Source organism: Marinomonas algae, assembly GCF_047525555.1.
Lineage (GTDB): Bacteria > Pseudomonadota > Gammaproteobacteria > Pseudomonadales > Marinomonadaceae > Marinomonas.
The window spans coordinates 165,578-191,063 of record NZ_JBLIXK010000006.1 but is presented as its reverse complement, the minus strand read 5'-3'; the positions used below and the strand labels follow the sequence as shown (position 1 = coordinate 191,063).

Here is a 25,486-nt window from a genome sequence, read left to right as displayed (position 1 = left end):
TTGATCAACAACTGCCAATTTAAAGGCGAAGGAATAGTCTCTCTGTGTACGCTTAGGTGTTGTAGTCATTGCACTCTCCAATTGAAGTATTGAAAAGTGACAACCTTATTTAGGACGGGTCATAGAAACAAAAAAGGCCACGATTAAAGTGGCCTTTTTTTGTATTGCTAGGTAACGTTAACCCTTTAGCATTTTCGCTAGAATCGGGTTAACAATACCAGGATTGGCTTTTCCTTGAGAAGCTTTCATTACTTGCCCAACAAAGAATCCAATCATTTTTTTCTGTTTATCGGGCTCTGCTGCTCGATATTGTTCTACTTGTGCGGTGTTGGCATCCAAAATTGCTTGGATCATACTTTCTATTGCCGCTGTATCGGTTACCTGTTTTAGGCCTTTTGCTTCGATGATTTCATCGGCTGAGCCTTCACCTTGCCACATGGCTTGGAATACATCTTTCGCTGTTTTGCCGTTGATTGTATTGTCTTTGATGCGAACTAAAAGCTCACCAAAATGTTCGGCACTGACTGGGGCTTGATTGATCTCAAGCTGTTCCTGATTTAGCTGCTTACTTAGTTCACCCATTACCCAGTTCGCTGTTAACTTAGCGTCTTTGGCGATTTTGTTGGCATTTTCAAAGTAATCTGCCATGGCGCGTGATGAAGAAAGAACGCTTGCGTCATATTCGCTGAGTTTGTGTTCTTCTTCGAATCGCTTAGCTTTTTGGCTTGGTAACTCAGGTAGCGTTGATTTGATTTCATCAACATAATCCTGAGTTAAAACGACAGGTAATAGATCTGGACAAGGGAAGTAACGGTAGTCGTTAGCATCTTCTTTTGAGCGCATGCTACGAGTTTCGTTTTTCTCTGGATCATAAAGACGTGTTTCTTGGACAATACGACCGCCATCTTCAAGGATGTCCATTTGTCGTTCGATTTCTGTATAGATGGCTTTTTCAATAAAACGGAATGAGTTTACGTTCTTAATTTCTGTGCGAGTGCCGTATTCTTCCTGACCTTTCGGGCGCAGTGATAAGTTAATGTCACAGCGCATTGAGCCTTCTGCCATGTTGCCATCACAAATGCCTAAGTAAGTCACAATTGAATGAATCATTTTTACATAGGCGACTGCTTCTTTTGCTGAGCGGATATCGGGTTCAGAAACGATTTCCAATAGCGGAGTGCTGGAACGGTTAAGGTCAATTCCTGTCATGCCTTGGAAGTCTTCATGCAAAGACTTACCAGCATCTTCTTCTAAGTGTGCTCTGGTGATGCCAACACGAGAGGTGGTGCCATCATCAAGCGTCACATCTAAATAACCTTTACCTACAATTGGGTGATCCATTTGGCTGGTTTGGTAGCCTTTTGGAAGGTCTGGGTAAAAGTAGTTTTTACGAGCAAATACAGAGGTCATGCCAATTTCTGCGTTTACTGCATGGCCAAACATGACCGCCATTCGTAATGCTTCTTTGTTAAAAACAGGCAGTGCGCCAGGCATTCCAAGATCAACTAGCGTTGTTTGGGTGTTTGCTTCAGCACCAAAGCCTACAGCAGCGCCGGAGAATAATTTTGATTTTGTGGTTAATTGAGTGTGTATCTCAAGACCAATGACAACTTCCCAATTCATTTTTATGCTCCTTTTGCCATTTCTGGTGTTTGTAAGTGCCAATCAGTGTGCTGCTGATATTGGTGAGCAACATTGAGTAGTTTGGCTTCGGCAAAGTAGTTCCCCATGATTTGCAGGCCAACAGGCATGTTGTTTACAAAGCCTGCTGGAACAGACATGGCTGGGATACCGGCAAGGTTGACCGATAGGGTGTAAATATCTTCTAAATACATGGCAACTGGGTCGCTTGTTTTGCTGCCCAGTTCAAATGCTGTGGTTGGTGCTACAGGTCCCATGATCACATCAACTTCATTTAACGCGTTAACAAAGTCTTCTTTTATTAAACGGCGAATTTTTTGTGCTTTTAAATAGTAGGCATCGTAATAGCCTTCTGATAAAGCGTAAGTGCCGACCATAATGCGTTTTTGTACTTCTTGGCCGAATCCTTCTGCGCGAGTACGCATGTACATGTCGAGCAAATCTTTTGGGTCATCACAACGATGTCCGAAACGAACGCCATCAAAGCGAGATAGGTTAGAGGACGCTTCTGATGGTGCGATAACATAGTAAGAAGGAATGCTGAGTTGTAAGTTCGGCAAAGAAATTTCTTTTACAGTCGCGCCTAGCTTCTCGAACTCTTTTACTGCGTTCATGATGGTTTCTGCCACTTTCGTGTCTAAGCCGTCACCGAAGTACTCTTTAGGTAAGCCAATTTTTAGACCTGTTAGTGGGGTGTTTATATTGGCTAGATAATCTTCCGATGGTGTCTCAGAAGAGGTGGAGTCTTTTTCATCGAAACCAGCCATGGCTTGCATTAGGTGGGCGCAATCTTCTGCACTTTTCGCCATTGGGCCGCCTTGGTCAAGGCTGGATGCGTAGGCGATCATACCGAAACGAGATACGCGGCCATACGTTGGTTTGAGCCCTGTGATACCACAGAAAGAGGCTGGTTGACGAATCGATCCGCCAGTGTCTGTGCCTGTTGCTGCCACAGCAAGTCCAGCAGCTATTGCGGCGGCCGAGCCGCCAGAAGAACCGCCTGGAACTGTATTTAGATTCCAAGGGTTTTTGACTGCACCATAGAAACTATTTTCGTTTGATGAGCCCATTGCGAATTCGTCCATGTTGGTTTTACCAAGCATGACGGCACCGGCTTGCTGAATTCGGCTGGTTACTGTGGATTCGTAAGGCGGGATGAAGTTGTTTAGCATTTTTGAGCCACAAGTGGTTAATGTGCCTTGTGTACAAAATAGGTCTTTATGGGCAACTGGGATCCCTGTTAGTGGTGTGCCTTGTCCATTTTGCAGTAGGGCGTCAGCCGCTTTCGCTTGCTGCAGTGCCAATTCATCACTTACGGTGATGTAGCTGTTAAGTTGTGAGTCCAGTGTTGAGATGCGCTTTAGGAAGGCTTGTGTTAGCTCTACGCTGGAAATATCTTTGTTTCTAAGTTGTTTTGCTAAGGTCGAGATGCTTTGTTCGAACATGGTTTGCTCTCTTAATCGATCACTTTCGGTACAAGGAAAAGGCCAGCTTCAGATTGAGGAGCGTTGGCAAGGAAAGCGTCACGTTGATTGTCTTCTGTGACGACGTCGTCTCTTAATCTTTGTGTCATTTCAAGAGGGTTTGAAAGAGGTTCAACACCATCGGTGTCTACTGACTGCATTTGTTCAACCAGTGATAGCACGCTAGATAGAGAGTTTTGATATTGATCGGCATCTTCCTCGGTTAGAGCGAGGCGCGCCAAGTGTGCAATTTTTTGCACGTCTTGTTTGTTTATAGACATGTTTCACCTGATTTTGGGTTGTCGAAAATGCTTCATATTGTATCTCTTAGTTGAAATGCTATAAAGCTAACTACGTGGAAAATCTAGGTTATTTATATTTTTTTTATGAAAACTCACAAACATTGGATTTCGTGGGAACTTTTTTGAGATTTACGTTGAATCCGCTTGCCCATTGGCCTAGCGATTGTTACATTTTGACACTATTCGTATCGTATTTATCAGGATGTAAGAATTCATGTTTAAAAAAATCAGGGGAATGTTTTCAAGCGATTTGTCTATTGACTTAGGAACGGCAAATACCCTTATTTATGTTCGTGATCGCGGAATTGTGCTTGATGAGCCTTCTGTTGTTGCTATTCGACATAACGGCAACCAAAAAACAGTAGCGGCAGTGGGTGTTGAGGCGAAACGCATGTTGGGCCGTACACCAGGTAATATTACCGCTATTCGCCCGATGAAAGACGGTGTTATCGCTGACTTTCATGTAACTGAAAAAATGCTTCAGTACTTTATTTCACAAGTTCATGAAAACAGTTTTCTAAAGCCTAGCCCTAGAGTTCTAGTTTGTGTGCCTTGTAAATCAACTCAAGTTGAACGTCGAGCGATTAAAGAGTCTGCATTAGGTGCGGGCGCGCGCGAAGTTTATATCATTGAAGAGCCTATGGCTGCTGCGATTGGTGCTGGTTTACCTGTAGCCGAAGCGTCAGGTTCTATGGTTATTGATATTGGTGGTGGTACAACAGAAATCGCTATCATTTCTTTAAATGGTATTGTGACATCTGAATCTATTCGTGTTGGTGGTGACCGTTTCGATGAAGCGATTACAACTTATGTACGTCGTCAGTATGGTAGTCTTATTGGTGATGCTACGGCCGAACGAATCAAAACTGAAATCGGTATGGCTTACCACACAGGTGAAGAGTTAACGATTGACGTTCGTGGTCGTAACTTAGCTGAAGGTATTCCTCGTTCATTCTCTCTAACAAGCACTGAAATTCTTGATGCACTGCAAGAGCCACTTGCTCAAATTGTTCAGGCGATTAAAGGTGTTCTTGAACAATCTCCACCTGAATTGGCCGCTGATATTGGTGAAACAGGTTTGGTTCTAACCGGTGGTGGCGCTTTGTTGCGTGAATTGGATCGTTTGATCAGTGAAGAAACCGGTTTGCCTGTTATTATTGCGGACGATCCTTTGACTTGTGTGGCTCGTGGTGGCGGTATGGCACTAGAGTTAATGGATAAGCACGCAGCAGAATTATTTACAGCTGATAACGAGTAATAGTTAGGGGCTTCTCATTAATAATTCGCTTCACTTTAGTGGTCGAATCTCTAGCACTCGTTTTGTAGTGCTAGTAATTCTCTCACTTGCCATGATTATTGCGGATATACGCTTTTCTGCCTTCTCTCATGTTAGACCTTATCTGACCTTACTCGTGACCCCAATTCAAATGGTGGTTAATACACCTAAACAAGCATTTATTTGGGCTGGTGAGCATCTTGAAAGTCGAGAAAGCTTGGTTCGAGAAAATCAGTCTTTGCAATCCGAAATTCTTATTTTGCGCAGCCGTCAGCAAAAGCTTGACTCTTTGCAGGCGGAAAATACTCGTCTGCGAGAGCTTTTAGATGCTTCTCAACGAGTAGAAGAAAAGATTGTGATGGCTGAGGTTATTGGCTTTGATCAAAATGCTTATAGTCATAAGCTAATGATTGATAAAGGCTTCTCATCAGGTGCGTATGTTGGTCAACCTGTTCTGGATGCGACTGGTGTTTTAGGGCAAGTGGTGGAAACGGCAGCTTATAGTAGCCGAGTACTATTGATTGCGGACGCTAGTCACTTTGTTCCTGTTCAATTGTCTCGCACAGGTTTTAGAGGGATTCTTCGAGGAACGGGAAGCTTAACTCAAATGGAATTGATGAGTGTTCCTCGGTCTGTTGATATTAAAAAAGGCGATGTATTAACAACATCTGGCCTCGATAATCGATTCCCAAGTGGCTACCCTGTTGGTGTCGTAAAAAGTGTTAAGTACACTCAAGGCGATGCTTATGCGGATGTGGATGTCGTTCCTCTCGCTCAATTGGGAAGAAGCCGTCATATTATGTTAATAGATAAACCAGAAGCAGAGCGCGAATGAAGCCGATTTTAGTTTTTAGTGTCACTCTTTTAACGGCTCTGATGTTGGAGGCAATTCCTTTTCCAGAAGAGCTTGTTTGGTTTCGACCAGAATGGGCCTTGTTGGTTATCTTGTATTGGGTAATCGCTTTGCCATTTAGAGTGGGAGTTGGCTTTGCTTGGTTTTTAGGTCTGATGATAGATTTGCTACAAGGCAGCATCATTGGTCAGCATTCTCTAACATATGTCATCATCGCTTATACTTGCGCTGTCTTTTATAAGCGCTTGAGAATGTATCACCCTTGGCAGCAGGGCTTTTTTGTTTGCATTCTGGTGAGTGTGAATCAACTGGTAGATTTTTGGGTGGATCATTATGTGGGATATGCGGAACCTACTTTAATGATATTTATGCCCGCCGTTATGACTGGTCTACTGTGGCCTTGGTCTTTTGTTATTTTACGCAGTGTGAGGCGTATGTACGCTATTCGCTAAGCTGCTTTTTAGGAAAAATTTATGCTTGTTTTGGCTTCTGCTTCACCTAGAAGAAAAGAGCTACTGAGTCTTTTAGTTAAATCATTCGAGGTTTTGCCTGCCGATATTGATGAAACACCAAAGTGTCATGAGCAGGCAGAAGATTATGTTCTACGGATGGCCGTAGAAAAAGCAAAAGCAGCGGCATTAAAATATCAATCTTTGCCCACTTTTGATGAAAGCGCGATGTTTATTGCCTCCGACACCAGTGTTGTTGTGGATGGTGTGATTCTTGGTAAGCCGCTTAATCTAGACGATTCAAATCGAATGTTGCGACTTTTATCAGGTCGATCTCATCAAGTCTTAACTTCTCTCTGTGTTTATCATTCAAAACATCAACATTTTTTAACTAAGTGCGTTGCAACGGATGTGACTTTTCGTTCTATTTCTGATGTGGAAATAGAGCAATATTGGAAGTCTGGCGAACCTCAAGATAAAGCGGGTTCATATGCTGTTCAAGGTTTAGGCTCCGTATTTGTTGCTTCCCTTTCTGGTTCTTATTCTGCTGTTGTCGGTTTGCCTTTATTTGAAACTGCACAACTCCTTAATCAATTTGGAATTCATTCGTTAGAGGAGATGTCTCATGAGTGAAGATGTACTCATTAATGTCACTCCAATGGAAGTGCGTGTTGCGCTTGTTGAGAATGGTGTTTTACAAGAAGTTTATATTGAGCGTTCTAGTCGTAAAGGCATTGTTGGCAATATTTACCAAGGCAAGGTGGTACGTGTCCTTCCTGGTATGCAAGCGGCCTTTGTTGATATTGGGCTAGAAAGAGCTGCTTTTATTCATGTGTCTGAAGTGGCTGATCGCGATGCGGTTAATCCAAGTGATCAAATAGGAGATTATTTACGCGAAGGCCAGTCTCTTGTTGTTCAGGTGACGAAAGATCCTATCAGTACAAAAGGGGCGCGTTTAACAACGCACCTTTCCATTCCTTCTCGTTATCTTGTCTATATGCCAGATCAAACCCATGTGGGAGTAAGTCAGAGAATAGAAGATGAAGCTGAACGTGAAAGGCTGAAAACATTGGTATCAGAAGCCTTAACAGATGCAGATGAAAACAGCGGCTATATTTTAAGAACGGCAGCAGAGAAGGTCGGAGAAGATGAAATTCTGGCTGATATAAAGTTCTTAACGCGATTGTGGCAATCGGTAAAACGTCGTATGCAAAATGCCAAAGCGCCTTCTATTATTTATGATGACTTACCTTTGCATCTTCGAACCATGCGAGATTTGGTTGGTTTAACCACAGAAAAAATTCGTATTGATTCGAAAGAGAATTATGCGAAATTACGATCTTTTGCAGATGACTTTATTCCAGAGTTGAAAGATAGAATTGAATATTATCCGGGTGAGCGTCCAATATTCGATCTTTATAGTGTTGAAGATGAAATACAAAAAGCATTAGACAGAAAGGTTCAGCTTAAATCTGGTGGTTATCTGCTGGTTGAGCAAACGGAATCCATGACAACCATTGATGTGAATACAGGTGCTTTTGTTGGTAGTCGTAATCTAGAAGAAACGATTTATAAGACAAACCTTGAGGCAGCAACGTCAATTGGTCGGCAGTTGAGGTTACGAAATCTCGGTGGCATTATCATCATTGACTTTATTGACATGGAAGATGAAGAGCATAAGCGTCAAGTTCTGCGAATGCTTGAAAAAGTATTAGAGTTAGATCACGCGAAAACAAAGATAACAGGAGTGTCTGAGCTTGGCTTAGTCGAGATGACACGTAAAAGAACTCGAGAAAGTTTAGGCCAGACTTTATGCGAACCATGTCGCTCTTGCCGTGGTAGTGGTTTGGTAAAAACGCCTGAAACGGTATGTTATGAAGTGTTTCGGGAGATTTTGAGAGCAGATCGTGCTTATAACTCGCAAACTTACACTGTGTTAGCTGCTAGTTCGGTTGTTGAGCGCTTTTTAGATGAAGAAAGTGCCAGTGTTGCAGAATTGGAAGCCTTTATTGGAAAAACCATTCGTTTTCAGGTGGACTCAGTGTACACACAAGATCAATATGATGTTGTGCTCCGTTAGAACCTTATAGGCCCAATAATGAGTTGGCTATTGCGTAAAACGATTGTGATTGCTTTTTGGGTGCTTGTTACCTTCACGGCATTGCTCGCCATTTTTTCTTTGAGTGTTGCAAATTTACTGCCTTATTTAGATCACTATCGCCCGCAAATAGAAAATAACTTGGAGCAAATAACAGGTTATCCTATTAGTTTAGGCAGTATCGATGGACGTCTAGAGGGAATTGATCCGACTATTTCTGTTGGCGATTTTCAGTTGTCGGTTAATAGTAAGCCTTCGATTCTTGTTAATGAGATGCGTGTTCGACTGGATACGGTTAAATCTCTGTTAAGCTTAAGTCCACAGTTCACCTATATCAGGTTTGTGGAGCCCGTTGTTTCTTTGCAGGAAAGCGAAGGGCAATGGCGTCTTAATGGTGCTAAACCTTCTCGTACAGTGCGTAATGATGTTGGTATTGAGCGGGCTTTAGACTACCTCTCTGAGCAGCGGAATTTCTCCATAATAGACGCTAGTGTAGAAATACACAGCGACCAATTTGGCGAGCACATTCTTGGTATTCCTCACTTATACATATTCCAAAAGTCATTTGGCTCTTTATTAACTTCTACGTTTTATTTAGATGGTAATGAGGCTCCCTTCCAAATAGATGCTCGCTTGGCTGGTTACAGTGGTTTGCTTGGCAATTATCGAATAAAAGCATCTCTTGACGCACCTTTATTCTCATTGCCAATTAAGGAGGCATTCCAGCTTGCTGATTATTCAGTAGAAGAAATCGAGACTGGAGGCAAACTTTGGTTCGATGTTACCGTAGGGAAAGAGGTTGAGCTTCGTTCTCAAGGCGCACAATTCAATATATCTTTTGCCGATGGCAGAGCTTATCAAACAACTTCCTCTCTTCGTCTACGTTACGCTCAAACCTCACCAAGTTTGCATGTAGATCTCTATGATTTAGAGGTAAATAACGAATTAAAAGAACCTTATCCGACAACGAACCTTTCATTTGATTGGTCCTCGCTTTCTAAGCGCTCCAATATCCGGTTTGATCAGATAGATTTAGGTATGGCTAATCAGGTAGCGTCTTACTTTTTGCCTGAAGAATCGGATGCTCAATCTATATTGAGTGGATTGAATCCGACTGGGGTAGCCACAAATGGTGCGCTTCAGATTTGGCAAGAAAATGATCAGCCATCATTTCAGTTCTTGAGTAATTTTCAGTCTGCTTCAGTTGATGCTTACAATGGTATTCCAAAAGCCACAGGTGTGAATGCAGTCTTTAGTTTATCGAATGATAGTGGCTATATCGACTTTAAAGGGCAAATGAGTCAGCTGCATTTTGATACGGTTTATGACAGCCCTTGGTTTGTGGATGCTTTGTCTGGGTATGTTAGTTGGCAAAAACAGCAGGATACTTTTTTAATTGTAGGGAAAGGCCTTAATGTAGAGCGTAATGCTGCTCATATCCAAGGTGGGTTTCGTTTAGAGATTAGAAAAGATGAGCCGGACTGGATTTCGTTAGACTTGCATGGTGACAATATTCCGACCTCTGATCGGCTATCGTATATCCCGCCAAAAGCGCTCAACGAAGACCTTAGACAATGGATAGATTCCTCTTTTGCTGATGCAGGTATGGTGAGTAGTGCAGATGTTCTTTTACATTCTGAGCTTTCAGATGGTGCTGATCCACATGTGAGAGTACAGCTTGCTGCTCGTGATCTTTCAATACAATTTGATGAAAACTGGCCTGTGGCAGAACAGGTTAGTGGTGCCTTTGAATTCGATAACAAAGGCATTTCTGTCAATGTTGACTCAGCTGTTTTGTCAGGGCTTAGCGCTTCAGACATAAAGCTAAGCGTGCCTATTGTAGATAATGCTGCAGATTGGCTGAATATCAAAGCTCGGGTCAAAGATGACTCCGCTACCATTATTTCCATGTTAAAAGAAACGCCCCTAAACGAAACAATAGTTAAGCCTTTTGAGAATTGGGATGTTACTGGAGAGGTAAGTGGTAGTTTTGATGTGAGCGTGCCTTTCTCACATGGCCAAGATCCAAAGGTTCAGGTAAGTCTGAATTTTGAGAATAACCCTGTAACATTGAAAGACTTAAATCTTCCTACGGTTATTAAAAAGGGGCAGTTAAATTATACCTCTGCAGAAGGTATTCAAAATTCAGAGTTCCAAATTCAAGGTTTGGGAGGAGAATCACGTCTTAGCCTGACCTCTAACAACACATTTGAAGGTGAATTGGCTATCTCTGGAGATTTGTCGGGAGTAGCTAATTTGCGAAATGTACTTGAGTGGCGTGAGCTCCCAGACGCTTTAACAAATGCAGTGTCGGGAAATGCGTCTTACAACGGCACTTTATCCATTAATCAGTCACAAAGTGGGCAGCTTGATTTAGTCATAAACAGTGATTTGCTTGGAGTGAATGTTGCTCTTCCCAAGCCAGTCGGCAAGAAAAATGAAGAAGCTAAACCTCTTAACATAAAACTTAGGCAACATGAAGACGACTTGGTTGTTGACCTAAATTACAGTGCTTTGTCCAACTCACGTTTCCTCATGAATGAAGGAGAGTTTGTGGGCGGAGAGGTCATTATGAATGGCGAAGAAGGGCAGTCTTTAAGTGACACAATTCCTAAAGGGTTGGTGTTGAATGGCAACTTTGACTACTTTGATGTTCAGGAGTGGTTCTCAGTCTTCAATAAACTCTCATCGGATAGCGTGAAACAAACAGAAGTTGAAGTTCCTCAACTGCCAACATGGATTAATAAAGTAAATCTTATCATTGATGATGTTGAGGTGAATCCGTATAACACTTTGCGTAACTTTAAAGTGTCTTATGATGCTTCAAAGAGCGGTGCTTTATTGGTGAGTTCTGATGAACTGAACTTCTCGTATACAAATGAAAGCCAAACGCCAAATTTACATTTTGGCTTTTTAAGCTGGAATACTGCCCCTTCAAATGATGATGTAGCCCCGCATGAAAGTGAAAATGTAGAGGCACCAATTTCTGCATATCAGGTGCCAAACATAAATTTATCGGTGGATGAGCTGTATTTAAACGAAAAGCCATACGGTGATTGGCAGCTGGCAGTCAAAAGAAATGCGAATAAAGTGAGTGTTGAGCCTATAGCGACCAAATTAAAAAGCGGTACTTTTTCTGGGCGTTTCGTTTGGGTTGATGCTGGAGAAGATTCTACTGTTGAGTTGTCGATAGGAGCAAAGGGTAAGGATATTGGCGAATTAGCTGGGAAGTTTTCTAATGAGAGTTATCTCTCATCCAAGGCTTACCAGCTTGATGTTGACCTCAATTGGAAAGGGCATCCGTTTTACTTTGACCGGAGTTCTGTGTCGGGCGGTATTAGTTTTTCTGCCGACGACGGCAACTTTCACAAGGTTGATGAGTTACCCTCCTTTTTAAAGGCGCTTGGTATTTTCAATATTGGTGCTTTGAGCCGAAGGTTAGTGTTGGACTTCTCTGATATTTACGAACCTGGGTTAACCTATGATGATTTCAATGGAGTGTTGTCTTTAAATAAAGGGATTTTGACGACAACGAAGCCAATCAAGATTGTCGCACCTTCTGCAGAGTTGGTTGTAGAAGGGAAGGCGGACATTGTAAATGAAACATTAGATGAGAAATTGACGGCAACTTTTCCGTTAACAGGCACTTTACCTCTCGCTGGCTTATTGCTTTCCACGCCTCAAATTGCCGGTTTGCTCTTTATTACGGATAAATTGATTGGTGATCAATTGTCTAAGGTGACCAGTGTTCAATACAAAGTAGAAGGTTCGTTTAATGATCCGGTTATTACGCCCATTAAGTATCGACCTTTGGAGAAAAAGTAACTAAGTTTTACTTTTGGAGGCTCTTTGTCTCACATAAAAAAAGCTCTAGCTATTTGCATAGTTAGAGCTTTTTTTATGACTTATTTTTTTAGGTGTTACTTAAGGCCTAAGCGTTTTTCTTCTGCTTCACGTAAAAAACGAAACAGCTTTTTACGGTTGGTTGTGTTGCTTCCTTGTGACACTTCTTTCTGAGATAGGCGAATAAGCTGTCTAAGTAGTTGTATGTCTTCCATGTTTGGATTTTCGTCTAGATATTGAGACAGAACCTCTTTACTGTTTTCACCGACTAAAGCGTCTCTTTTGGCTTCTAATTGATGAAAAAGCTTATTGTATGCGGCTGAGGTGGAGTCAAATAAAGCCACTCGTTGAGCAATCGCTTCATGATCTTCCGTACGCATGATTTTGCCTATGTACTGTAAATGTCTTCGTGATGCTTCGTGGTGTTTGATTCTTTCTGCTTCTGCAATGGCATCGCGTAATGTGTCAGACATTTCAACTTTCTTAAGTTGGTTTTTGCTTAACTTAAGTAGCTTTTTACCAAGATCTTGCAAAGCTTCCATTTCTCGCTTGATCTGGGTTTTGCTTTTAGGAATGTCGTCTTCATTTTCAAATTGATCAAAGTCTGTCATGGGAACCTATATTAAAAAGATGGTAGCAAGGCCAAGGAAGGAAAGAAATCCAACAACATCGGTTACTGTTGTAAGGATTACGCTTCCGGCAAGAGCTGGGTCTATACCGACTTTCTTCAATAAAATCGGTAAAAGTGTGCCTGTCGTTGCGGCAAATAAAAGATTAATGATGATCGCGCCCGCAATGATATAGGCAATCTTCATATTGTCAAACCAAAGTGCGGTGAGAGCGGCAATAATTGTTGCCCATAAAAGCCCATTAATAAGGCCAACAATGAGCTCTCTGTTTAACAACCAGCGAGTGTTGGTGGTGCCTATTTGGTCGAGCGCGATGCCGCGTATTACCAATGTGAGAACTTGAGAGCCTGCGATACCGCCCATACTGGCGACGATAGGCATGAGAATGGCGAGAGCAACAACTTGGTCTAGTGTATCCTGAAATAACCCAATGACATAAGAGGCAATAAACGCCGTCACCAAATTGACTCCTAGCCATACAGCGCGGCGCCTTGTTGTTTTCATAATAGGGGCGAATGTATCTTCGTCGTCATCAAGACCAGCCATGCTTAGCATTGAGTGTTCTGCTTCGTCTCGAATGACATCAACCACGTCATCGATCGTGATTCGCCCTAGAAGCTTTTTGCTTTTTCCATCAATAACAGGGGCAGAAACAAGGTCCATTTTTTCAAATAATTGCGCTACTTCGCTGGCAGGTGTTTCAGCTTCAATGACGGTGTATTCTGTTTCCATGATATCCCGAACGATATCGCTGGTGTCTGACACTAATAATTTTGTGAGAGGAAGTGTGCCTAATAAGCGGTCAGATCGGCTAACAACCAGCAGGTTGTCTGTCATATCAGGGAGAATGTCGTGTCTTCTTAGGTAGCGAAATACAATATCAATCGTTATGTTTGGACGTATTGTTATTGTGTCTGTATTCATTAAGCCACCGGCAGAATCTTCCGAGTAGCTTAAGAGAGCTTCAACACGCATTCTGTCTTGCGTTGTCATGGACGCAAGAACTTCTTTTACAACGGTTTCAGGTAGGTGTTGTAATAAATCGGCTAAGTCATCGCTTTCGAAATTTTCCGAGAGCTCTATCAGTCGCTCGGTATCCATGTTTTTCATGAATTGAGCGCCGATATCTTCACTTAGGTATTGTAGTACTTCGCCTTGGTTTTCTGAGTTAATTAGCTCCCATAAAAGCTTTCGCTCTTTAGGCGGGGAGGATTCGAGTAATCGAGCAACGTCCTGCGCAGGTAGCGCACCGTTAAGTAAATAACGGATTTGCATGGTGGCACCGGATTCAAGAGATTCGGTGACTGTCTGCAGATGATTAGTTAGAGTTGCTTTCTCTGACATATAAAGTGTTACTCATCTTCACCAAAACGATTATTGATCAGTTCTATTATGGCTTTTAGAGCGTCTTCTTCGTCATCTCCATTGGTTTTAATATGAATTTCGGTGCCTTTTCCTGCAGCGAGCATCATCATTGCCATAATGCTTTTTCCGTCGACGTTACGACCTTCTTTTTCGATGGTAATATCACAGGAGAAGCGAGAAGTTGTTTCAACAAGCTTTCCTGCTGCTCTAGCATGCAAGCCAAGTTTGTTGATGATAGTAATAGACTCTTCTTGCATGCATGTTTCCTATATTAACGAATCAAATATATTGAATAGCTCTTCGTTTGTTTGAGCGGTTCTTAGTTTATCTAAAGATTGTGGCGATTGTGCTAATTCTGCAATTTGCGCCAATGTCGACAAATGAGAGTCGCACTCGTGAGGTGGAACGATGAGGGCGAAGATCAAATCTACTGCTCTTTTGTCAATAGCATCAAAGTCAATCGGATTTTGTAATGACATTACAACGATTGCCGTATGATTAGCAGACTCCAAACGGCAATGAGGAATGGCTATACCATTTCCTATACCAGTACTACCAAGTTTTTCTCGGCCTAATAAAGCGTCATAAACCGCTTCGTTATCGCAATGCAGTTTGTTAGATGCGACTTCCGCTAAGTTCTCAAGAACGCGTTTTTTGCTGACAATCTCTTGTTTTGCAAAGACAAGTTCTGCTTTCAATAATGATTTTAATGGCATGGTAAAATAGTGTCCGTTTAGATCAATCGCTTGCGTTCATTGGATGGCGGTATGTTCATCGCCTCGCGGTATTTTGCGACAGTACGACGGGCAACTTGTATGCCTTGGTCTGCCAAAATAGTCGCTAGTTTATTATCGCTTAAAGGTTTTTTCGCTGGCTCATCTGTTACTAGCTTTTTAATCATGGCTCGTATCGCTGTAGAAGAGCATTCTCCGCCAGATGCTGTATTGACATGGCTAGAGAAGAAATATTTAAGTTCAAAAATACCTTTTGGTGTGTGTATGTATTTTTGAGTTGTCACCCTAGATATTGTTGATTCGTGCATGCCGACTTCTTCTGCTACATCGTGAAGTACCATGGGTTTCATGGCTTCTTCACCTAATTCAAAAAAGTCAATTTGACGGCTTACAATACAGCTGGCAACTTTCAGAAGGGTTTCATTTCGGCTTTGTAGACTTTTCATGAACCACTTGGCTTCTTGTAATGATGTCTTAATATAGCTCGCGTCCTCGGGTGTTGAGGCGGTGCTAGCCATAGCAGAATAAGTTTCGTTTATTTTGACTGGCGGCAAAGCGTCGTTGTTTAGCTCTACTTGCCAACTGCCATTGCGCTTTTTGACAGAAACATCTGGAATGACATAGTCCGTATCGTCTGCATCAATAACAGAGCCTGGACGAGGATTAAGTTGCTGTATTAGGCTAACAACTTCTTTGAGAGCTTCGTCTTTGAGCTTTGTTTTTCTGCTTAATTGCGCAAAGTCACGACTACCGAGAAGTGGCAAATAATTGTCAATCAAGTTGTGCGTGCTTTTGTATAAAGGATGGTTTTGAAACGCTTCTAACTGAACTAAGAGGCAGTCTCGTAGATCGGTAGAGCAAACACCAATAGGATCAAAACGCTGCAGTCTATGTTGGACGGCCATGACCTCTTCTATATCAAGCTCTTCTAGTTCGATAGAAAGAGACTCGCAGATATCGTCTGGTGTAATACTTAGGTAACCATCTGGCTGTACGCATTCAATGATTGCGTATGCAATCTCAATGTCTCTATCAGACATGTGAGTTAAATTTAATTGCCAGATTAAGTGGTCTTGTATGCTTTCTGCTGGCGCATTACGGCTTTCGAAGTCGCCGTCACCTTCATAGCTATTGTTGTCGCTGATCGCGGCAGAGCTTTGATAGGTGTCATCCCAGTTGCTGTCTATTGAGAGCTCTTCAGGAATGCTTTCTGTCCATTCTGATTCAACACGAGCTTCTTCACTTGTATTGACATCAGGTGTTTCTGGTGTGCTTTTGGATTCGATGCTGGCTGGTGCTTCTACTTGCCCTTGTTCGTCATCGTCAAGTTCAAGAAGAGGGTTTGACTCAAGAAATTCATGAATTTCTTGTTTAAGATCCAGCGTAGAAAGCTGCAACAAACGTATCGCTTGCTGTAGCTGAGGTGTCATGGTCAGCTGTTGACCGAGTTTTAACTGTAAAGACTGCTTCATGGAGCAACTCTTTTTATTTGAGTGAATTGGAACGAGTTATGCATACTACTCCCTTTCTGCAGTAATGATAAGGGGTTACAGGCGGAAGTCGTCACCTAAATAGACTTTTTTTACCTGTTCATTGTTAATAACTGTACTGGCATCACCAGAAGCAATGATATATCCGTTACCCACAATATAAGCTTTATCGCAGATGTCTAAGGTTTCTCTGACATTGTGATCTGTGATTAGAACGCCAATGCCGCTTTCTTGTAAGTGTTTAATAATAAGTTTGATATCGCCAACAGAAATAGGGTCAACACCAGCGAAGGGTTCGTCTAAGAGAACGAACTTTGGATTCATTGCTAGTGCTCGTGCAATTTCTACACGGCGTCTCTCGCCACCAGATAAGGCCATGCCTAAGTTCTTTCTGATATGGGTAATATGAAATTCTTCTAATAAATCTTCAAGCCTGGATTTTTTCTGGGCTTTTGTGAGTTCTTTGCGTGTTTCTAAAATCGCTAAAATATTGTCTTCAACAGACATTTTTCTAAAAATGGAGGCTTCTTGTGGTAAGTAGCCGATACCTTTTTGTGCTCTAGTGTGCATGGCGTTACTGGTGATGTCTTTACCATCGATAAATATGCCGCCTGCATCATTGGCAACCATTCCAACTATCATATAAAAGCATGTGGTTTTGCCTGCGCCGTTAGGGCCAAGCAAACCAACGGCTTGCCCTGACTCAACTGAGATGGAAACATCTTTTACTACTTGTCGTTTTTTGTAGCTCTTTGCTAGGTTTTTAGCTTCTAGAAGGGCCATTTAATTTGTTTCCTCAACTAATGGAGGTTGAAACGTCATTGATACTCTGCCTGTGCCTTTTTTTTCTGCACTAAAGGCTCCATCACTAATAGTGTAAAGGATGTAGTCGGCGGATATAAAGTTGTTTAGCTTGCTTAACTGTCCATTGCCTATAATTTCTAGTTTGGATTCAGTGATAGAGTAATGGATTTTATTGCCTTTGCTGGTAACAGTGTTGCCAGTTGAATCGATTTGTTGGCTAAATTTTGCGGGTTGCCCCAAGGCTTCTAAGCGACTGAATTTTTTTGTCTCTATATCAGTTACAACTTTTAAATATTGTGCCTGTATTTCAATAGAGCCTTGCTTAATGAAGACATTGCCTTTGTAAATGGCTTCTCCAGTATTTTGGTTAAAAGAGGCTTCATCAGCTTGAACTTCTATGGATTTATTTATGTCGTCTGGTAAGGCATAAGTGTATTGACTTAATAAAGTTGAAATTAGCAAAGCGCTAATATTAATCAAGTGTTTCATATGTTCCTCTTACAGATCCTGTCATGATGACTTCTTCTGAATTGATATAGGTCGTAATTTTGTCAGCGGAAGCTTCTCCTTGTGTGGAGACTAGCATCGGACTTCCTTGGCTTGTTAGTGATTGATCTTTATCTAAATAATGTATGCTGTCTGCGCTCAATTTTATGTCTTCAGATTGAAGGTATGTCTTAACGGCTTCAGCTTTGTCTGTGAGTAGAATATCATTACTTCCATCATGAATGATGCCTTTATTTGCTTTTGCGCTCCAAGTGCCTGACTCAGATTTTCGTGCAACGCTTGGAGAATCAAGGAGTGTTTTAGAGTCATCAATATAATGCAGCGTTTGCTTCGCATTGAGGGTTTCGATTAATTCTCCATTTTGATTGAACTCTTTGATGGTTACCTGAGTAATGAAGTAGTCCGGAGAGCTGCTTAAAGAATCTGTTGGTATTAGACTTCTTTGAGGAGAAGCTTCATGCCATAGAAAAGCAGCTACACCAGCAATCAATAAGATAGCGAATAATAATATTTTAGGCGTAGCTGTGCTTTCAAATTTAAACATTAGATCGAACTGCCTGAGCTAATTATAAATAGATAGACACAATAAGATCCAAGAAGCGGTAATCCAATCCAGCGTGGAATGCTGCCGGTTTTAGATTTTTTGAAAACATAAATAGCGAACGCAAGGGCGATTGTTAAAGCCAATACCCAAGGGTAATCTCGATTAGTTACGTTGGCATCAATAATGCCTGGCGCAATTAACGCAGGTAAAGGCAGTACCGTTGCCAAATTGAAAATATTGGAACCTAAGATATTACCGATGGCGATGTCATGGTGACCTTTTCTTACACTGCTCACTGAGGCGGCTAACTCTGGCAAGCTGGTGCCAATAGCGACGATAGATAGTCCAATGATGAGCTCACTGACGCCAAGTGCCGTTGCTATGTTAATTGCTCCCCACACCAAGAGTTTAGAACTGCCAATTAAAACAGCTAAACCAATTAAGGCAATGATTAGGGATTTAACGACTGGTGAGCCGTCGTCTTCTGGGAGTTCGTCTTTTAATTCGCTTTCAAGATCTTTGCTGCCCTTTAATAAGATACTCAAAATTATGATGAAGGCTAAGATCAGAAGGATGCCGTCTAATACGCTCAAAGCTTGATCGTAAAGTAAGTAACCAGCAAGGAAGGTGATGGCCAGAACGAGGGGTACTTCTTTCGTTGTTAAACCCTTTGCGATAGGAACAGATGAAAAGAGTAAAGTGATTCCGAAAACCAGAGCGATATTGGCGATGTTAGAGCCAATTACATTTCCAACTGCAATTTCTGGGGCTTGATCAAATGCTGCAATTGCAGAAACAACCATCTCAGGCGCGGAAGTACCAAGAGCAACCAACGTGATACCTATTACCATTGGGCTTACGTTAAGTTTTTCGGCGACTAACGCTGAGTGCTCGATGAATTTATCGGAGCTCATGACTAAAAGAATTAAACCTGCGATAAGCGCAATGGAAGATAGCAACATGATGTGGAAAGTACTCATAAATTCAGGGAGTACCATTTAATGAGGTTTGTGATTGAAATTCAAGACTTGACCTGACAAACAAATTGAATTTGCTTTGCTTTGATTTTATTTATAGAAGGGCGGTGGTAGTATCTGGGGATATTTTGTAGGGATAAAAAATGTATGTCAGCGCTTGATGCTTATATAGATGTTAAAAATCTCAGCTTCTTCCGAGGCGGTCGTGTTATTTATGAAGATATTTCACTTACCATCCCGAAAGGGAAAATTACAGCGGTAATGGGGCCGAGCGGAACAGGCAAAACAACCTTGCTGCGCTTGATTGCAGCGCAACTGGAGCCGGATAGTGGCTCTATTTTGATCAATGGCGAAAATGTCCACTCTTTATCTAGAACGGACCTTTATAAGGTTCGTAAAAAGATGGGCATGCTTTTTCAAAGTGGTGCACTCTTTAGCGATATGTCAGTAGCAGAGAATGTCGCTTTTCCTATGGAAGAGCATACCAAGCTTTCAGTGTCAGAAATTCAACGTATTGTGGCTGATAAGTTGCACAGTGTTGGCCTTAGAGGGGCGGCTGGCTTAATGCCATCTGAATTGTCTGGCGGTATGGCTAGACGCGTTGCTTTAGCGCGCGCCATTGCGTTAGATCCTGAGTTAGTCATGTATGATGAGCCTTTTACAGGGCAAGATCCGATATCAAAAGGTGTTCTGGTGAAGCTCATACGCCAACTTAACGATACCGCCAATATTACTTCTGTTCTTGTTTCTCATGATGTCGAAGAGTCGCTTTCTATTGCTGACCATGTGTGTATTTTGGCGGGAGGACGAGTCATTGCTGAAGGCTCGGCTGAAGAAATACGAGCTTCTGACGATCCAGAGGTTAAACAGTTTTTGAATGGTGAGCCAGACGGACCTGTGCCTTTCCATTATCCTGAAGATGCGCTAGCTAATGAGGTTGCATTATGAAAACAGTGGCTTCTTTAGGAGCGTGGTTTCTTAGTTGGCTCGAAGCGGTTGGAAGAGCGGGTATTTTCTTGGCTCAAAGTGTTTTTAGGTTGCCTGTGCGTTTCAATGAGTCAGTTAATCTCTTAATAAAACAGTTATATTCTGTTGGGGTTTTGTCTCTTGTTATTGTTGTTGTGTCTGGTGCTTTTATCGGTATGGTGTTGGCACTTCAAGGTTACAGTATTTTAGCAAAGTTTGGCTCTGAAGAGGCAGTTGGTCAGTTATTAGCATTGGCTTTATTGCGAGAGTTGGCACCTGTTGTGACGGCTTTGCTGTTCGCTGGGAGGGCTGGTTCTTCGTTAACGGCCGAAATCGGGTTGATGAAAGCAACCGAACAGCTTTCCAGCTTTGAGATGATGGGGGTTGACCCGCTACGAAGGGTAATTGCTCCAAGATTTATTGCTGGTGTGATTTGTTTGCCTTTATTGAGTTTAATTTTTTCTGCAACGGGTATCATTGGTGGTTTGGTTGTTTCTGTTGGTTGGCTAGGTGTTCATGATGGCGCTTTTTGGTCACTGATGCAGCAATCTGTTTATTTTGATACAGATATCATAAATGGTTTTGTTAAGGCCTTGTGTTTCTCGGTCGCTGTGACTTGGATTGCGGTGTATCAAGGTTACGAGTGTGTACCCACATCAGAAGGGATTGGTAAGGCAACCACTCGAACGGTTGTGTTAGGTTCATTGGCTATTTTGGCGCTGGACTTTGTGTTAACGGCTGCCATGTTTGGAGATTTTTAGGATGAGAAGTAAGCGCACTGAATTGTTTGTTGGTTGTTTTATTGTTTTGGGTATTTTGGCCTTTGTGTATTTGGCTGTACAAGTGAGTGGTCTTGCTTTTTCAGGTAAAAAAGACACTTATCAAGTGGTGGCTAGATTTGATGATATTGGCGGTTTGACGAGCCGAGCAAAAGTCACCATTGCTGGAGTGGAAGTAGGGAGTGTTGAGTCCATAGCTTTTGATAAAGAGCTATATATGGGGTTGGTAACAATGAATATTGATTCAAATGTAGCCAATATTCCAGAAGACAGCTCTATTGCAATTTTAACGAGCGGGCTTCTTGGGGAAAAATATTTAGGTATTACTATCGGCGCAGAGGATGAGAACTTAGTTGATGGTAGTGAAATATACGATACGCAGTCTGCGCTTGTGTTAGAAACTTTGATTAGTCAGTTTTTGTTTAAATCTGACGATTCTGAGGATTAATAAATGAATAAAATATTGTCGAGTGTTGTGTTGTTCGTAACCATGTTTACTTCTAGTTTGTCTTGGTCTAACGAGGCAGCAAGAGAAGCGGTGGTTGGAATTGTTGAGTCTTTTCGTACCGATATAGTGGCTGACAAAGATATCTTGTCTAAAGATCCTGTTTTATTGGAAAGTCGAGTTGATAATATTCTCAACAAAATTGTAGATTTTGATGACTTCTCAAAAAAAATTATGGGTAAGTATTACCGTAGGGCAACACCAGAGCAGCGAACACGTTTTGTTACGGTAACGAAAGACACATTGCTAAAAACCTATGGTTCTTCCTTGTTAGAGCTTGATCCTGACAATATTAAAGTTTTGCCTCTTGGGCCTCAGGGGAAAGGTAAGGAAACAAGGGTAGATGTTGATTTCCAAATGGAAGCTGGTGGCTTGTTGAATATCACTTTTTATATGGAGCAATCTGAAGAAGGGGCTTGGATGTTAAGTAATATCATCATTAATAACATCAATTTTGGCCTTACCTTCCGTAAGCAATTTTCAGTCATGATGCAGCAAAACAAAAACGACATAGAGTTAGCGATAACAGCTTGGCAGAAGTCTTTAGCTAGAGCGTCTTAAGCTACTTGTCGTACATTTTTGCTCTCCTTTGAAATCCGAATCTAATGAATAGGTTTGGATTTTTTGCTTTTTATACGGTTGTTTTGTCAGTCTTGAATAAAATATTGGAAAACATAGGTTTTTTCTTCAGAGTTGCTCGCAGAGGTGTTAAGTAGTTGGCATTACTAGGGTAGAATATAGGTAATTATAAATATTTTATTTTTATTGGAGCTGCTGTGAACGCAAATGAAGTGAAAATGCTTTTGGAGTCTTCTATCTCTAACTGTGAAGTTGTCGCTGAAGGCGAAGGTTGTAACTTTCAAGTAGAGGTAGTAACAAGTGAGTTTGAAGGTTTGTCTACAGTTAAGAGACAACAGCTTGTTTATTCACATCTTCAAGATGCCATTTCAAGTGGTGCAATTCATGCTGTGACCATGAAAACCTACACTCCAGAACAAAAAGAATCGCTGTAATAGCGTAGATAAGAGATTAAAAATATATGGATAAGCTTCTAATTACTGGTGGTGCTCAACTTAATGGTGTTGTTCGTGCTTCCGGCGCTAAAAACGCAGCATTGCCTATATTGGCTGCCACATTACTGACAAAAGATTTAATCACAATAAAAAATCTTCCTCATCTACATGACATTACTACCATGCTTGAACTCCTGGGCTCTATGGGGTGTGGCGTGGTTGTAGATGAGAAAATGAGCGTGCAGCTAGATGTTTCGACGTTGAACAACTGCGAAGCGCCCTATGAGCTTGTTAAAACTATGCGAGCTTCTATTTTGGTGTTGGGGCCTTTGGTTAGTCACTTTGGTCGAGCGGTTGTTTCTCTTCCTGGTGGTTGTGCTATTGGTAGTCGACCAGTTGATTTGCACTTACGCGGATTAGAGGCGATGGGGGCCAAGATTAATGTCGACAACGGCGATATCGTTGCCACTGTAGATGGCCGTTTAAAAGGTGCTCGTATCTTTTTTGATAAAGTCACTGTAACGGGCACTGAAAACCTATTGATGGCTGCAACCTTGGCTGATGGTCAAACCATTCTAGAAAACGCTGCGCGTGAGCCAGAAGTGGTAGATTTGGCTGAGTGTTTGATCTCCATGGGTGCAAAAATCACAGGCCATGGAACAGATACTATTGTAATTGATGGTGTTGATGCTTTGCATGGGACAAATTACCCAGTTATGCCTGATCGTATAGAGACTGGTACATTCTTGGTTGCGGCAGCGATTACAGGTGGCAAGGTTAAGGTTATCGATACTGATGTTAAGTCACTTGAAGCTGTGCTAGCAAAATTAGAAGAAGCTGGTGCGAAAGTGACCTGTGGTGAAGACTGGATTGAAGTCGATATGGATGGCCGTCGCCCAACTGCTGTCAATATTAGTACTGCACCATATCCTGCATTTCCGACAGACATGCAGGCGCAATTCGTCGCATTAAATTCTGTTGCGACAGGTGTCGGTCGAGTTATTGAAAATATTTTTGAAAATCGATTTATGCATGTTGATGAAATGCTTCGTATGGGAGCAGACATAGAAGTTACGGGTAATACCGCCATTATTCGTGGGCGTGAATCTTTGAAAGGTGCGCCTGTTATGGCGACAGACCTCAGAGCATCAGCAAGCTTAGTATTATCTGCCTTGGTTGCTGAGGGCGATACAAAAATCGACCGTATTTATCATATAGATCGTGGCTATGAATGTATTGAAGAAAAATTTGGTTCATTAGGTGCGAAAATTTCACGGGTTTTAAATTAAGATGAATAAAACATTAACGATTGCGCTATCAAAAGGCCGCATTCTTGGTGAGACTCTACCGCTATTAGAAAAAGCGAATATAGTGCCAGCCGAAGATATTAGTAAAAGTCGTAAACTTATTTTCGATACCAACCATGACCACATCAAGCTCGTTGTATTGCGAGCGACAGATGTTCCAACCTACGTAGAGCATGGTGTTGCGGACTTTGGTGTAGCAGGTAAAGATGTTTTGATGGAAGCATCAACTAAGAACTTATACGAAGTACTGGATTTGAAAATATCCAAATGTCGGTTGATGACGGCCGGTGTTGTAGGGCAGGCATTGCCAAACAGACGCTTAAAAGTCGCTTCTAAGTTTTCAAAAACAGCCAAAGCTTATTTTGCTGAGCAAGGTGTTCAAGCCGATGTTATAAAGCTTTATGGTGCAATGGAATTGGCTCCTATTATGGGATTGGCTGATCTGATTGTAGACATAGTGGATACGGGCAACACTTTAAAGGCGAACGGTCTTGAGGCTCGAGAATTAATTGCTCCTATTAGTACTCGTTTGGTTGTTAATAAAGCAGCTTACAAAACGAAATACTCTGAGATCGAGCCAATTTTAGAAATGATACGATCCGCCGTAGAAAATAATGAGGGTAAATAATTGAATCTAAATATTCGAGAATTTTCATCTAGCACTGATGGTTTTCGTAAAGAATTGGATGCTTTACTTGCTTGGGATTCGGTTTCGGATGACGCCGTACAAAGTTCTGTTGCTAACATTGTTGAGCAAGTGCGAAAAAGAGGCGATGAGGCGGTCATTGAATTCACAAACCGCTTTGACCGTAGAAATGTGGCGGCAGCATCAGATCTAGAAATTTCAAGAGATGAGATGGCGCAGGCGAAGAATCGTGTTAGTAAAGAAATGGTGGAAAGCTTGGAAGCGGCTGCCAAGCGAGTTTTTGATTATCACGAGCGTCAGAAGCAGCCATCTTGGCAATATCAGGAAGATAACGGCACGGTATTAGGCCAAAAAGTGACCCCTCTTGATCGAGTTGGTGTTTACGTGCCAGGCGGAAAGGCAGCATACCCGTCATCTGTGTTAATGAATGTTATGCCAGCAAAAGTGGCTGGCGTAAGTGAAATCATCATGGTGGTTCCTACTCCAGATGGTTTTGTTAATGATATTGTTTTAGCTGCGGCTTATATCGCCGGTGCGGATCGAGTGTTCACTATTGGTGGTGCTCAAGCGGTTGCGGCATTAGCTTATGGAACGGAAAGTATTCCTAAAGTTGATAAGATTGTAGGCCCTGGCAATATCTTTGTGGCCACTGCTAAGAAGATGGTTTTTGGTGTGGTCGGAATTGATATGATTGCTGGCCCTTCTGAAATTTTGGTGGTTTGTGATGGGAAAACCGATCCTGATTGGATCGCTATGGATTTATTCTCACAAGCTGAGCACGATGAAGATGCTCAATCTATTTTGATTTCTCCTGATGCTGACTTTATTCAGGCTGTGAAATCTTCTATGGAGCGTTTGATAGAAACTCAAAGCCGTAAAGATATTATTAAGATTTCGTTAGAAGGGCGCGGTGCTTTGATTCATGTTCGTGACATGGATGAAGCGATGGAAATTGCGAACGTTGTGGCGGCAGAGCACTTAGAATTGTCTGTGGATGAGCCAGAAAAGTGGGCTGAGAAAATTCGTCATGCTGGTGCTATTTTCATGGGTAGACATACGCCGGAAGCATTAGGAGACTATTGTGCAGGCCCTAATCACGTTCTTCCAACTTCTGGTACAGCAAGGTTTTCTTCACCATTAGGTGTGTATGATTTCCAAAAGCGCAGCTCTCTCATTAATTGTTCGCCTTTAGGTGCAAGCGAGTTGGCAAAAATTGCTTCTCCTTTGGCTCGCGGTGAGTCTTTAGAGGCGCATGCTATGTCCGCTGAGTATCGAATTATAAAGGGTGACTGATT

General features: G+C 42.0%; 26 protein-coding genes. 14 read left to right on the top strand and 12 right to left on the bottom strand.

Going from position 1 to position 25,486, the window contains the following annotated elements:
- Window positions 1-177 precede the first annotated feature (177 nt).
- Genes gatB through gatC form a run of 3 tightly spaced genes read right to left on the bottom strand, consistent with a single transcriptional unit; the run spans window position 178 to window position 3,385 of the window.
- Entirely contained in the window at window positions 178-1,623 is a 1,446-nt protein-coding gene (gene gatB / locus ACMUMQ_RS10675; protein WP_414681972.1) for an Asp-tRNA(Asn)/Glu-tRNA(Gln) amidotransferase subunit GatB, read from the bottom strand.
- Window positions 1,624-1,625: 2 nt separating this feature from the next.
- Complete coding sequence (gene gatA / locus ACMUMQ_RS10670) at window positions 1,626-3,086, bottom strand: Asp-tRNA(Asn)/Glu-tRNA(Gln) amidotransferase subunit GatA (RefSeq protein WP_414681971.1); 1,461 nt, start codon at window positions 3,084-3,086, stop codon at window positions 1,626-1,628.
- Between the two features lie 11 nt (window positions 3,087-3,097).
- The gene (gene gatC / locus ACMUMQ_RS10665; protein ID WP_414681970.1) at window positions 3,098-3,385 is read right to left on the bottom strand and encodes an Asp-tRNA(Asn)/Glu-tRNA(Gln) amidotransferase subunit GatC; all 288 of its coding nucleotides are present in this window, start codon (window positions 3,383-3,385) and stop codon (window positions 3,098-3,100) included.
- Window positions 3,386-3,620: 235 nt separating this feature from the next.
- On the opposite strand from gatC, the gene ACMUMQ_RS10660 reads away from it, so the two are divergent.
- From ACMUMQ_RS10660 to ACMUMQ_RS10635, 6 genes are all read left to right on the top strand, one after another.
- Window positions 3,621-4,664, top strand: coding sequence for a rod shape-determining protein (locus tag ACMUMQ_RS10660; RefSeq protein WP_414681969.1), 1,044 nt, complete (start codon window positions 3,621-3,623; stop codon window positions 4,662-4,664).
- Between the two features lie 67 nt (window positions 4,665-4,731).
- The gene (mreC, locus tag ACMUMQ_RS10655; RefSeq protein WP_414681968.1) at window positions 4,732-5,517 is read left to right on the top strand and encodes a rod shape-determining protein MreC; all 786 of its coding nucleotides are present in this window, start codon (window positions 4,732-4,734) and stop codon (window positions 5,515-5,517) included.
- Entirely contained in the window at window positions 5,514-5,987 is a 474-nt protein-coding gene (gene mreD / locus ACMUMQ_RS10650; RefSeq protein WP_414681967.1) for a rod shape-determining protein MreD, read from the top strand. The genes mreC and mreD overlap by 4 nt, the downstream gene beginning before the upstream one ends.
- Before the next feature lie 21 nt (window positions 5,988-6,008).
- Complete coding sequence (locus ACMUMQ_RS10645) at window positions 6,009-6,617, top strand: Maf family protein (RefSeq protein ID WP_414681966.1); 609 nt, start codon at window positions 6,009-6,011, stop codon at window positions 6,615-6,617.
- A complete protein-coding gene (rng, locus tag ACMUMQ_RS10640; protein WP_414681965.1) occupies window positions 6,610-8,064 on the top strand; it encodes a ribonuclease G in 1,455 nt (484 codons plus the stop codon). Before ACMUMQ_RS10645 ends, rng begins: the two co-directional genes overlap by 8 nt.
- A gap of 18 nt (window positions 8,065-8,082) precedes the next feature.
- The gene (locus ACMUMQ_RS10635; protein WP_414681964.1) at window positions 8,083-11,907 is read left to right on the top strand and encodes a YhdP family protein; all 3,825 of its coding nucleotides are present in this window, start codon (window positions 8,083-8,085) and stop codon (window positions 11,905-11,907) included.
- 95 nt (window positions 11,908-12,002) lie between these two features.
- Here ACMUMQ_RS10635 and yjgA read toward each other — a convergent pair whose 3' ends face one another.
- The 9 genes from yjgA to ACMUMQ_RS10590 all read right to left on the bottom strand — a co-directional run bounded on the left by yjgA (window position 12,003) and on the right by ACMUMQ_RS10590 (window position 18,978).
- Window positions 12,003-12,536 (bottom strand): ribosome biogenesis factor YjgA, encoded by a 534-nt coding sequence (gene yjgA / locus ACMUMQ_RS10630; RefSeq protein ID WP_414681963.1) that lies wholly within the window; start codon window positions 12,534-12,536, stop codon window positions 12,003-12,005.
- 6 nt (window positions 12,537-12,542) lie between these two features.
- Window positions 12,543-13,898, bottom strand: a complete 1,356-nt coding sequence (mgtE, locus tag ACMUMQ_RS10625) for a magnesium transporter (protein WP_414681962.1) — start codon at window positions 13,896-13,898, stop codon at window positions 12,543-12,545.
- A gap of 8 nt (window positions 13,899-13,906) precedes the next feature.
- Window positions 13,907-14,176, bottom strand: coding sequence for an HPr family phosphocarrier protein (locus ACMUMQ_RS10620; RefSeq protein ID WP_317003593.1), 270 nt, complete (start codon window positions 14,174-14,176; stop codon window positions 13,907-13,909).
- Window positions 14,177-14,185: 9 nt separating this feature from the next.
- Window positions 14,186-14,635: a PTS IIA-like nitrogen regulatory protein PtsN gene (gene ptsN, locus ACMUMQ_RS10615; protein WP_414681961.1), complete on the bottom strand. Its 450-nt coding sequence runs from the start codon at window positions 14,633-14,635 to the stop codon at window positions 14,186-14,188.
- 17 nt (window positions 14,636-14,652) lie between these two features.
- On the bottom strand, window positions 14,653-16,125 hold the full coding sequence (locus ACMUMQ_RS10610) for an RNA polymerase factor sigma-54 (protein ID WP_414681960.1): 1,473 nt from the start codon (window positions 16,123-16,125) through the stop codon (window positions 14,653-14,655).
- 75 nt (window positions 16,126-16,200) lie between these two features.
- Window positions 16,201-16,926: an LPS export ABC transporter ATP-binding protein gene (lptB, locus tag ACMUMQ_RS10605; protein ID WP_414681959.1), complete on the bottom strand. Its 726-nt coding sequence runs from the start codon at window positions 16,924-16,926 to the stop codon at window positions 16,201-16,203.
- Window positions 16,927-17,436 (bottom strand): lipopolysaccharide transport periplasmic protein LptA, encoded by a 510-nt coding sequence (gene lptA, locus ACMUMQ_RS10600; RefSeq protein WP_414681958.1) that lies wholly within the window; start codon window positions 17,434-17,436, stop codon window positions 16,927-16,929.
- Complete coding sequence (gene lptC, locus ACMUMQ_RS10595) at window positions 17,420-17,998, bottom strand: LPS export ABC transporter periplasmic protein LptC (RefSeq protein ID WP_414681957.1); 579 nt, start codon at window positions 17,996-17,998, stop codon at window positions 17,420-17,422. Before lptC ends, lptA begins: the two co-directional genes overlap by 17 nt.
- Window positions 17,998-18,978 (bottom strand): calcium/sodium antiporter, encoded by a 981-nt coding sequence (locus tag ACMUMQ_RS10590; RefSeq protein WP_414681956.1) that lies wholly within the window; start codon window positions 18,976-18,978, stop codon window positions 17,998-18,000. The genes lptC and ACMUMQ_RS10590 overlap by 1 nt, the downstream gene beginning before the upstream one ends.
- Window positions 18,979-19,122: 144 nt before the next feature.
- Between ACMUMQ_RS10590 and ACMUMQ_RS10585 the strand changes: the two genes are divergently transcribed.
- The 8 genes from ACMUMQ_RS10585 to hisD all read left to right on the top strand — a co-directional run bounded on the left by ACMUMQ_RS10585 (window position 19,123) and on the right by hisD (window position 25,484).
- A complete protein-coding gene (locus tag ACMUMQ_RS10585) occupies window positions 19,123-19,923 on the top strand; it encodes an ABC transporter ATP-binding protein (RefSeq protein WP_414681955.1) in 801 nt (266 codons plus the stop codon).
- Window positions 19,920-20,702: a lipid asymmetry maintenance ABC transporter permease subunit MlaE gene (gene mlaE / locus ACMUMQ_RS10580; RefSeq protein ID WP_414681954.1), complete on the top strand. Its 783-nt coding sequence runs from the start codon at window positions 19,920-19,922 to the stop codon at window positions 20,700-20,702. Before ACMUMQ_RS10585 ends, mlaE begins: the two co-directional genes overlap by 4 nt.
- Before the next feature lies 1 nt (window position 20,703).
- Window positions 20,704-21,168: an outer membrane lipid asymmetry maintenance protein MlaD gene (mlaD, locus tag ACMUMQ_RS10575; RefSeq protein WP_317003604.1), complete on the top strand. Its 465-nt coding sequence runs from the start codon at window positions 20,704-20,706 to the stop codon at window positions 21,166-21,168.
- Window positions 21,169-21,171: 3 nt separating this feature from the next.
- Window positions 21,172-21,786, top strand: coding sequence for an MlaC/ttg2D family ABC transporter substrate-binding protein (locus tag ACMUMQ_RS10570; protein WP_414681953.1), 615 nt, complete (start codon window positions 21,172-21,174; stop codon window positions 21,784-21,786).
- Window positions 21,787-22,001: 215 nt separating this feature from the next.
- A complete protein-coding gene (locus tag ACMUMQ_RS10565; protein ID WP_414681952.1) occupies window positions 22,002-22,238 on the top strand; it encodes a BolA family protein in 237 nt (78 codons plus the stop codon).
- A 26-nt stretch (window positions 22,239-22,264) separates the two neighbouring features.
- Entirely contained in the window at window positions 22,265-23,527 is a 1,263-nt protein-coding gene (gene murA, locus ACMUMQ_RS10560) for a UDP-N-acetylglucosamine 1-carboxyvinyltransferase (RefSeq protein ID WP_414681951.1), read from the top strand.
- Window position 23,528: 1 nt separating this feature from the next.
- Complete coding sequence (gene hisG / locus ACMUMQ_RS10555; protein ID WP_317003609.1) at window positions 23,529-24,173, top strand: ATP phosphoribosyltransferase; 645 nt, start codon at window positions 23,529-23,531, stop codon at window positions 24,171-24,173.
- The gene (hisD, locus tag ACMUMQ_RS10550) at window positions 24,174-25,484 is read left to right on the top strand and encodes a histidinol dehydrogenase (protein ID WP_414681950.1); all 1,311 of its coding nucleotides are present in this window, start codon (window positions 24,174-24,176) and stop codon (window positions 25,482-25,484) included. It abuts the gene before it with no gap.
- Window positions 25,485-25,486 lie beyond the last annotated feature (2 nt).

What these genes read in the sequence shown, in the direction of transcription:
- gatA (WP_414681971.1), bottom strand. Translation starts at nt 3,086, where the DNA reads ATGTTCGAACAAAGCATCTCGACCTTAGCAAAACAACTTAGAAACAAA.
- ACMUMQ_RS10660 (WP_414681969.1), top strand. Translation starts at nt 3,621, where the DNA reads ATGTTTAAAAAAATCAGGGGAATGTTTTCAAGCGATTTGTCTATTGAC.
- lptB (WP_414681959.1), bottom strand. Translation starts at nt 16,926, where the DNA reads ATGGCCCTTCTAGAAGCTAAAAACCTAGCAAAGAGCTACAAAAAACGA.
- hisG (WP_317003609.1), top strand. Translation starts at nt 23,529, where the DNA reads ATGAATAAAACATTAACGATTGCGCTATCAAAAGGCCGCATTCTTGGT.
- gatB (WP_414681972.1), bottom strand. Translation starts at nt 1,623, where the DNA reads ATGAATTGGGAAGTTGTCATTGGTCTTGAGATACACACTCAATTAACC.
- ACMUMQ_RS10645 (WP_414681966.1), top strand. Translation starts at nt 6,009, where the DNA reads ATGCTTGTTTTGGCTTCTGCTTCACCTAGAAGAAAAGAGCTACTGAGT.
- rng (WP_414681965.1), top strand. Translation starts at nt 6,610, where the DNA reads ATGAGTGAAGATGTACTCATTAATGTCACTCCAATGGAAGTGCGTGTT.
- mgtE (WP_414681962.1), bottom strand. Translation starts at nt 13,898, where the DNA reads ATGTCAGAGAAAGCAACTCTAACTAATCATCTGCAGACAGTCACCGAA.
- mlaD (WP_317003604.1), top strand. Translation starts at nt 20,704, where the DNA reads ATGAGAAGTAAGCGCACTGAATTGTTTGTTGGTTGTTTTATTGTTTTG.
- ACMUMQ_RS10610 (WP_414681960.1), bottom strand. Translation starts at nt 16,125, where the DNA reads ATGAAGCAGTCTTTACAGTTAAAACTCGGTCAACAGCTGACCATGACA.
- ACMUMQ_RS10590 (WP_414681956.1), bottom strand. Translation starts at nt 18,978, where the DNA reads ATGAGTACTTTCCACATCATGTTGCTATCTTCCATTGCGCTTATCGCA.
- ACMUMQ_RS10585 (WP_414681955.1), top strand. Translation starts at nt 19,123, where the DNA reads ATGTCAGCGCTTGATGCTTATATAGATGTTAAAAATCTCAGCTTCTTC.
- ptsN (WP_414681961.1), bottom strand. Translation starts at nt 14,635, where the DNA reads ATGCCATTAAAATCATTATTGAAAGCAGAACTTGTCTTTGCAAAACAA.
- mlaE (WP_414681954.1), top strand. Translation starts at nt 19,920, where the DNA reads ATGAAAACAGTGGCTTCTTTAGGAGCGTGGTTTCTTAGTTGGCTCGAA.
- lptA (WP_414681958.1), bottom strand. Translation starts at nt 17,436, where the DNA reads ATGAAACACTTGATTAATATTAGCGCTTTGCTAATTTCAACTTTATTA.
- murA (WP_414681951.1), top strand. Translation starts at nt 22,265, where the DNA reads ATGGATAAGCTTCTAATTACTGGTGGTGCTCAACTTAATGGTGTTGTT.
- ACMUMQ_RS10635 (WP_414681964.1), top strand. Translation starts at nt 8,083, where the DNA reads ATGAGTTGGCTATTGCGTAAAACGATTGTGATTGCTTTTTGGGTGCTT.
- ACMUMQ_RS10620 (WP_317003593.1), bottom strand. Translation starts at nt 14,176, where the DNA reads ATGCAAGAAGAGTCTATTACTATCATCAACAAACTTGGCTTGCATGCT.
- gatC (WP_414681970.1), bottom strand. Translation starts at nt 3,385, where the DNA reads ATGTCTATAAACAAACAAGACGTGCAAAAAATTGCACACTTGGCGCGC.
- ACMUMQ_RS10570 (WP_414681953.1), top strand. Translation starts at nt 21,172, where the DNA reads ATGAATAAAATATTGTCGAGTGTTGTGTTGTTCGTAACCATGTTTACT.
- yjgA (WP_414681963.1), bottom strand. Translation starts at nt 12,536, where the DNA reads ATGACAGACTTTGATCAATTTGAAAATGAAGACGACATTCCTAAAAGC.
- lptC (WP_414681957.1), bottom strand. Translation starts at nt 17,998, where the DNA reads ATGTTTAAATTTGAAAGCACAGCTACGCCTAAAATATTATTATTCGCT.
- mreD (WP_414681967.1), top strand. Translation starts at nt 5,514, where the DNA reads ATGAAGCCGATTTTAGTTTTTAGTGTCACTCTTTTAACGGCTCTGATG.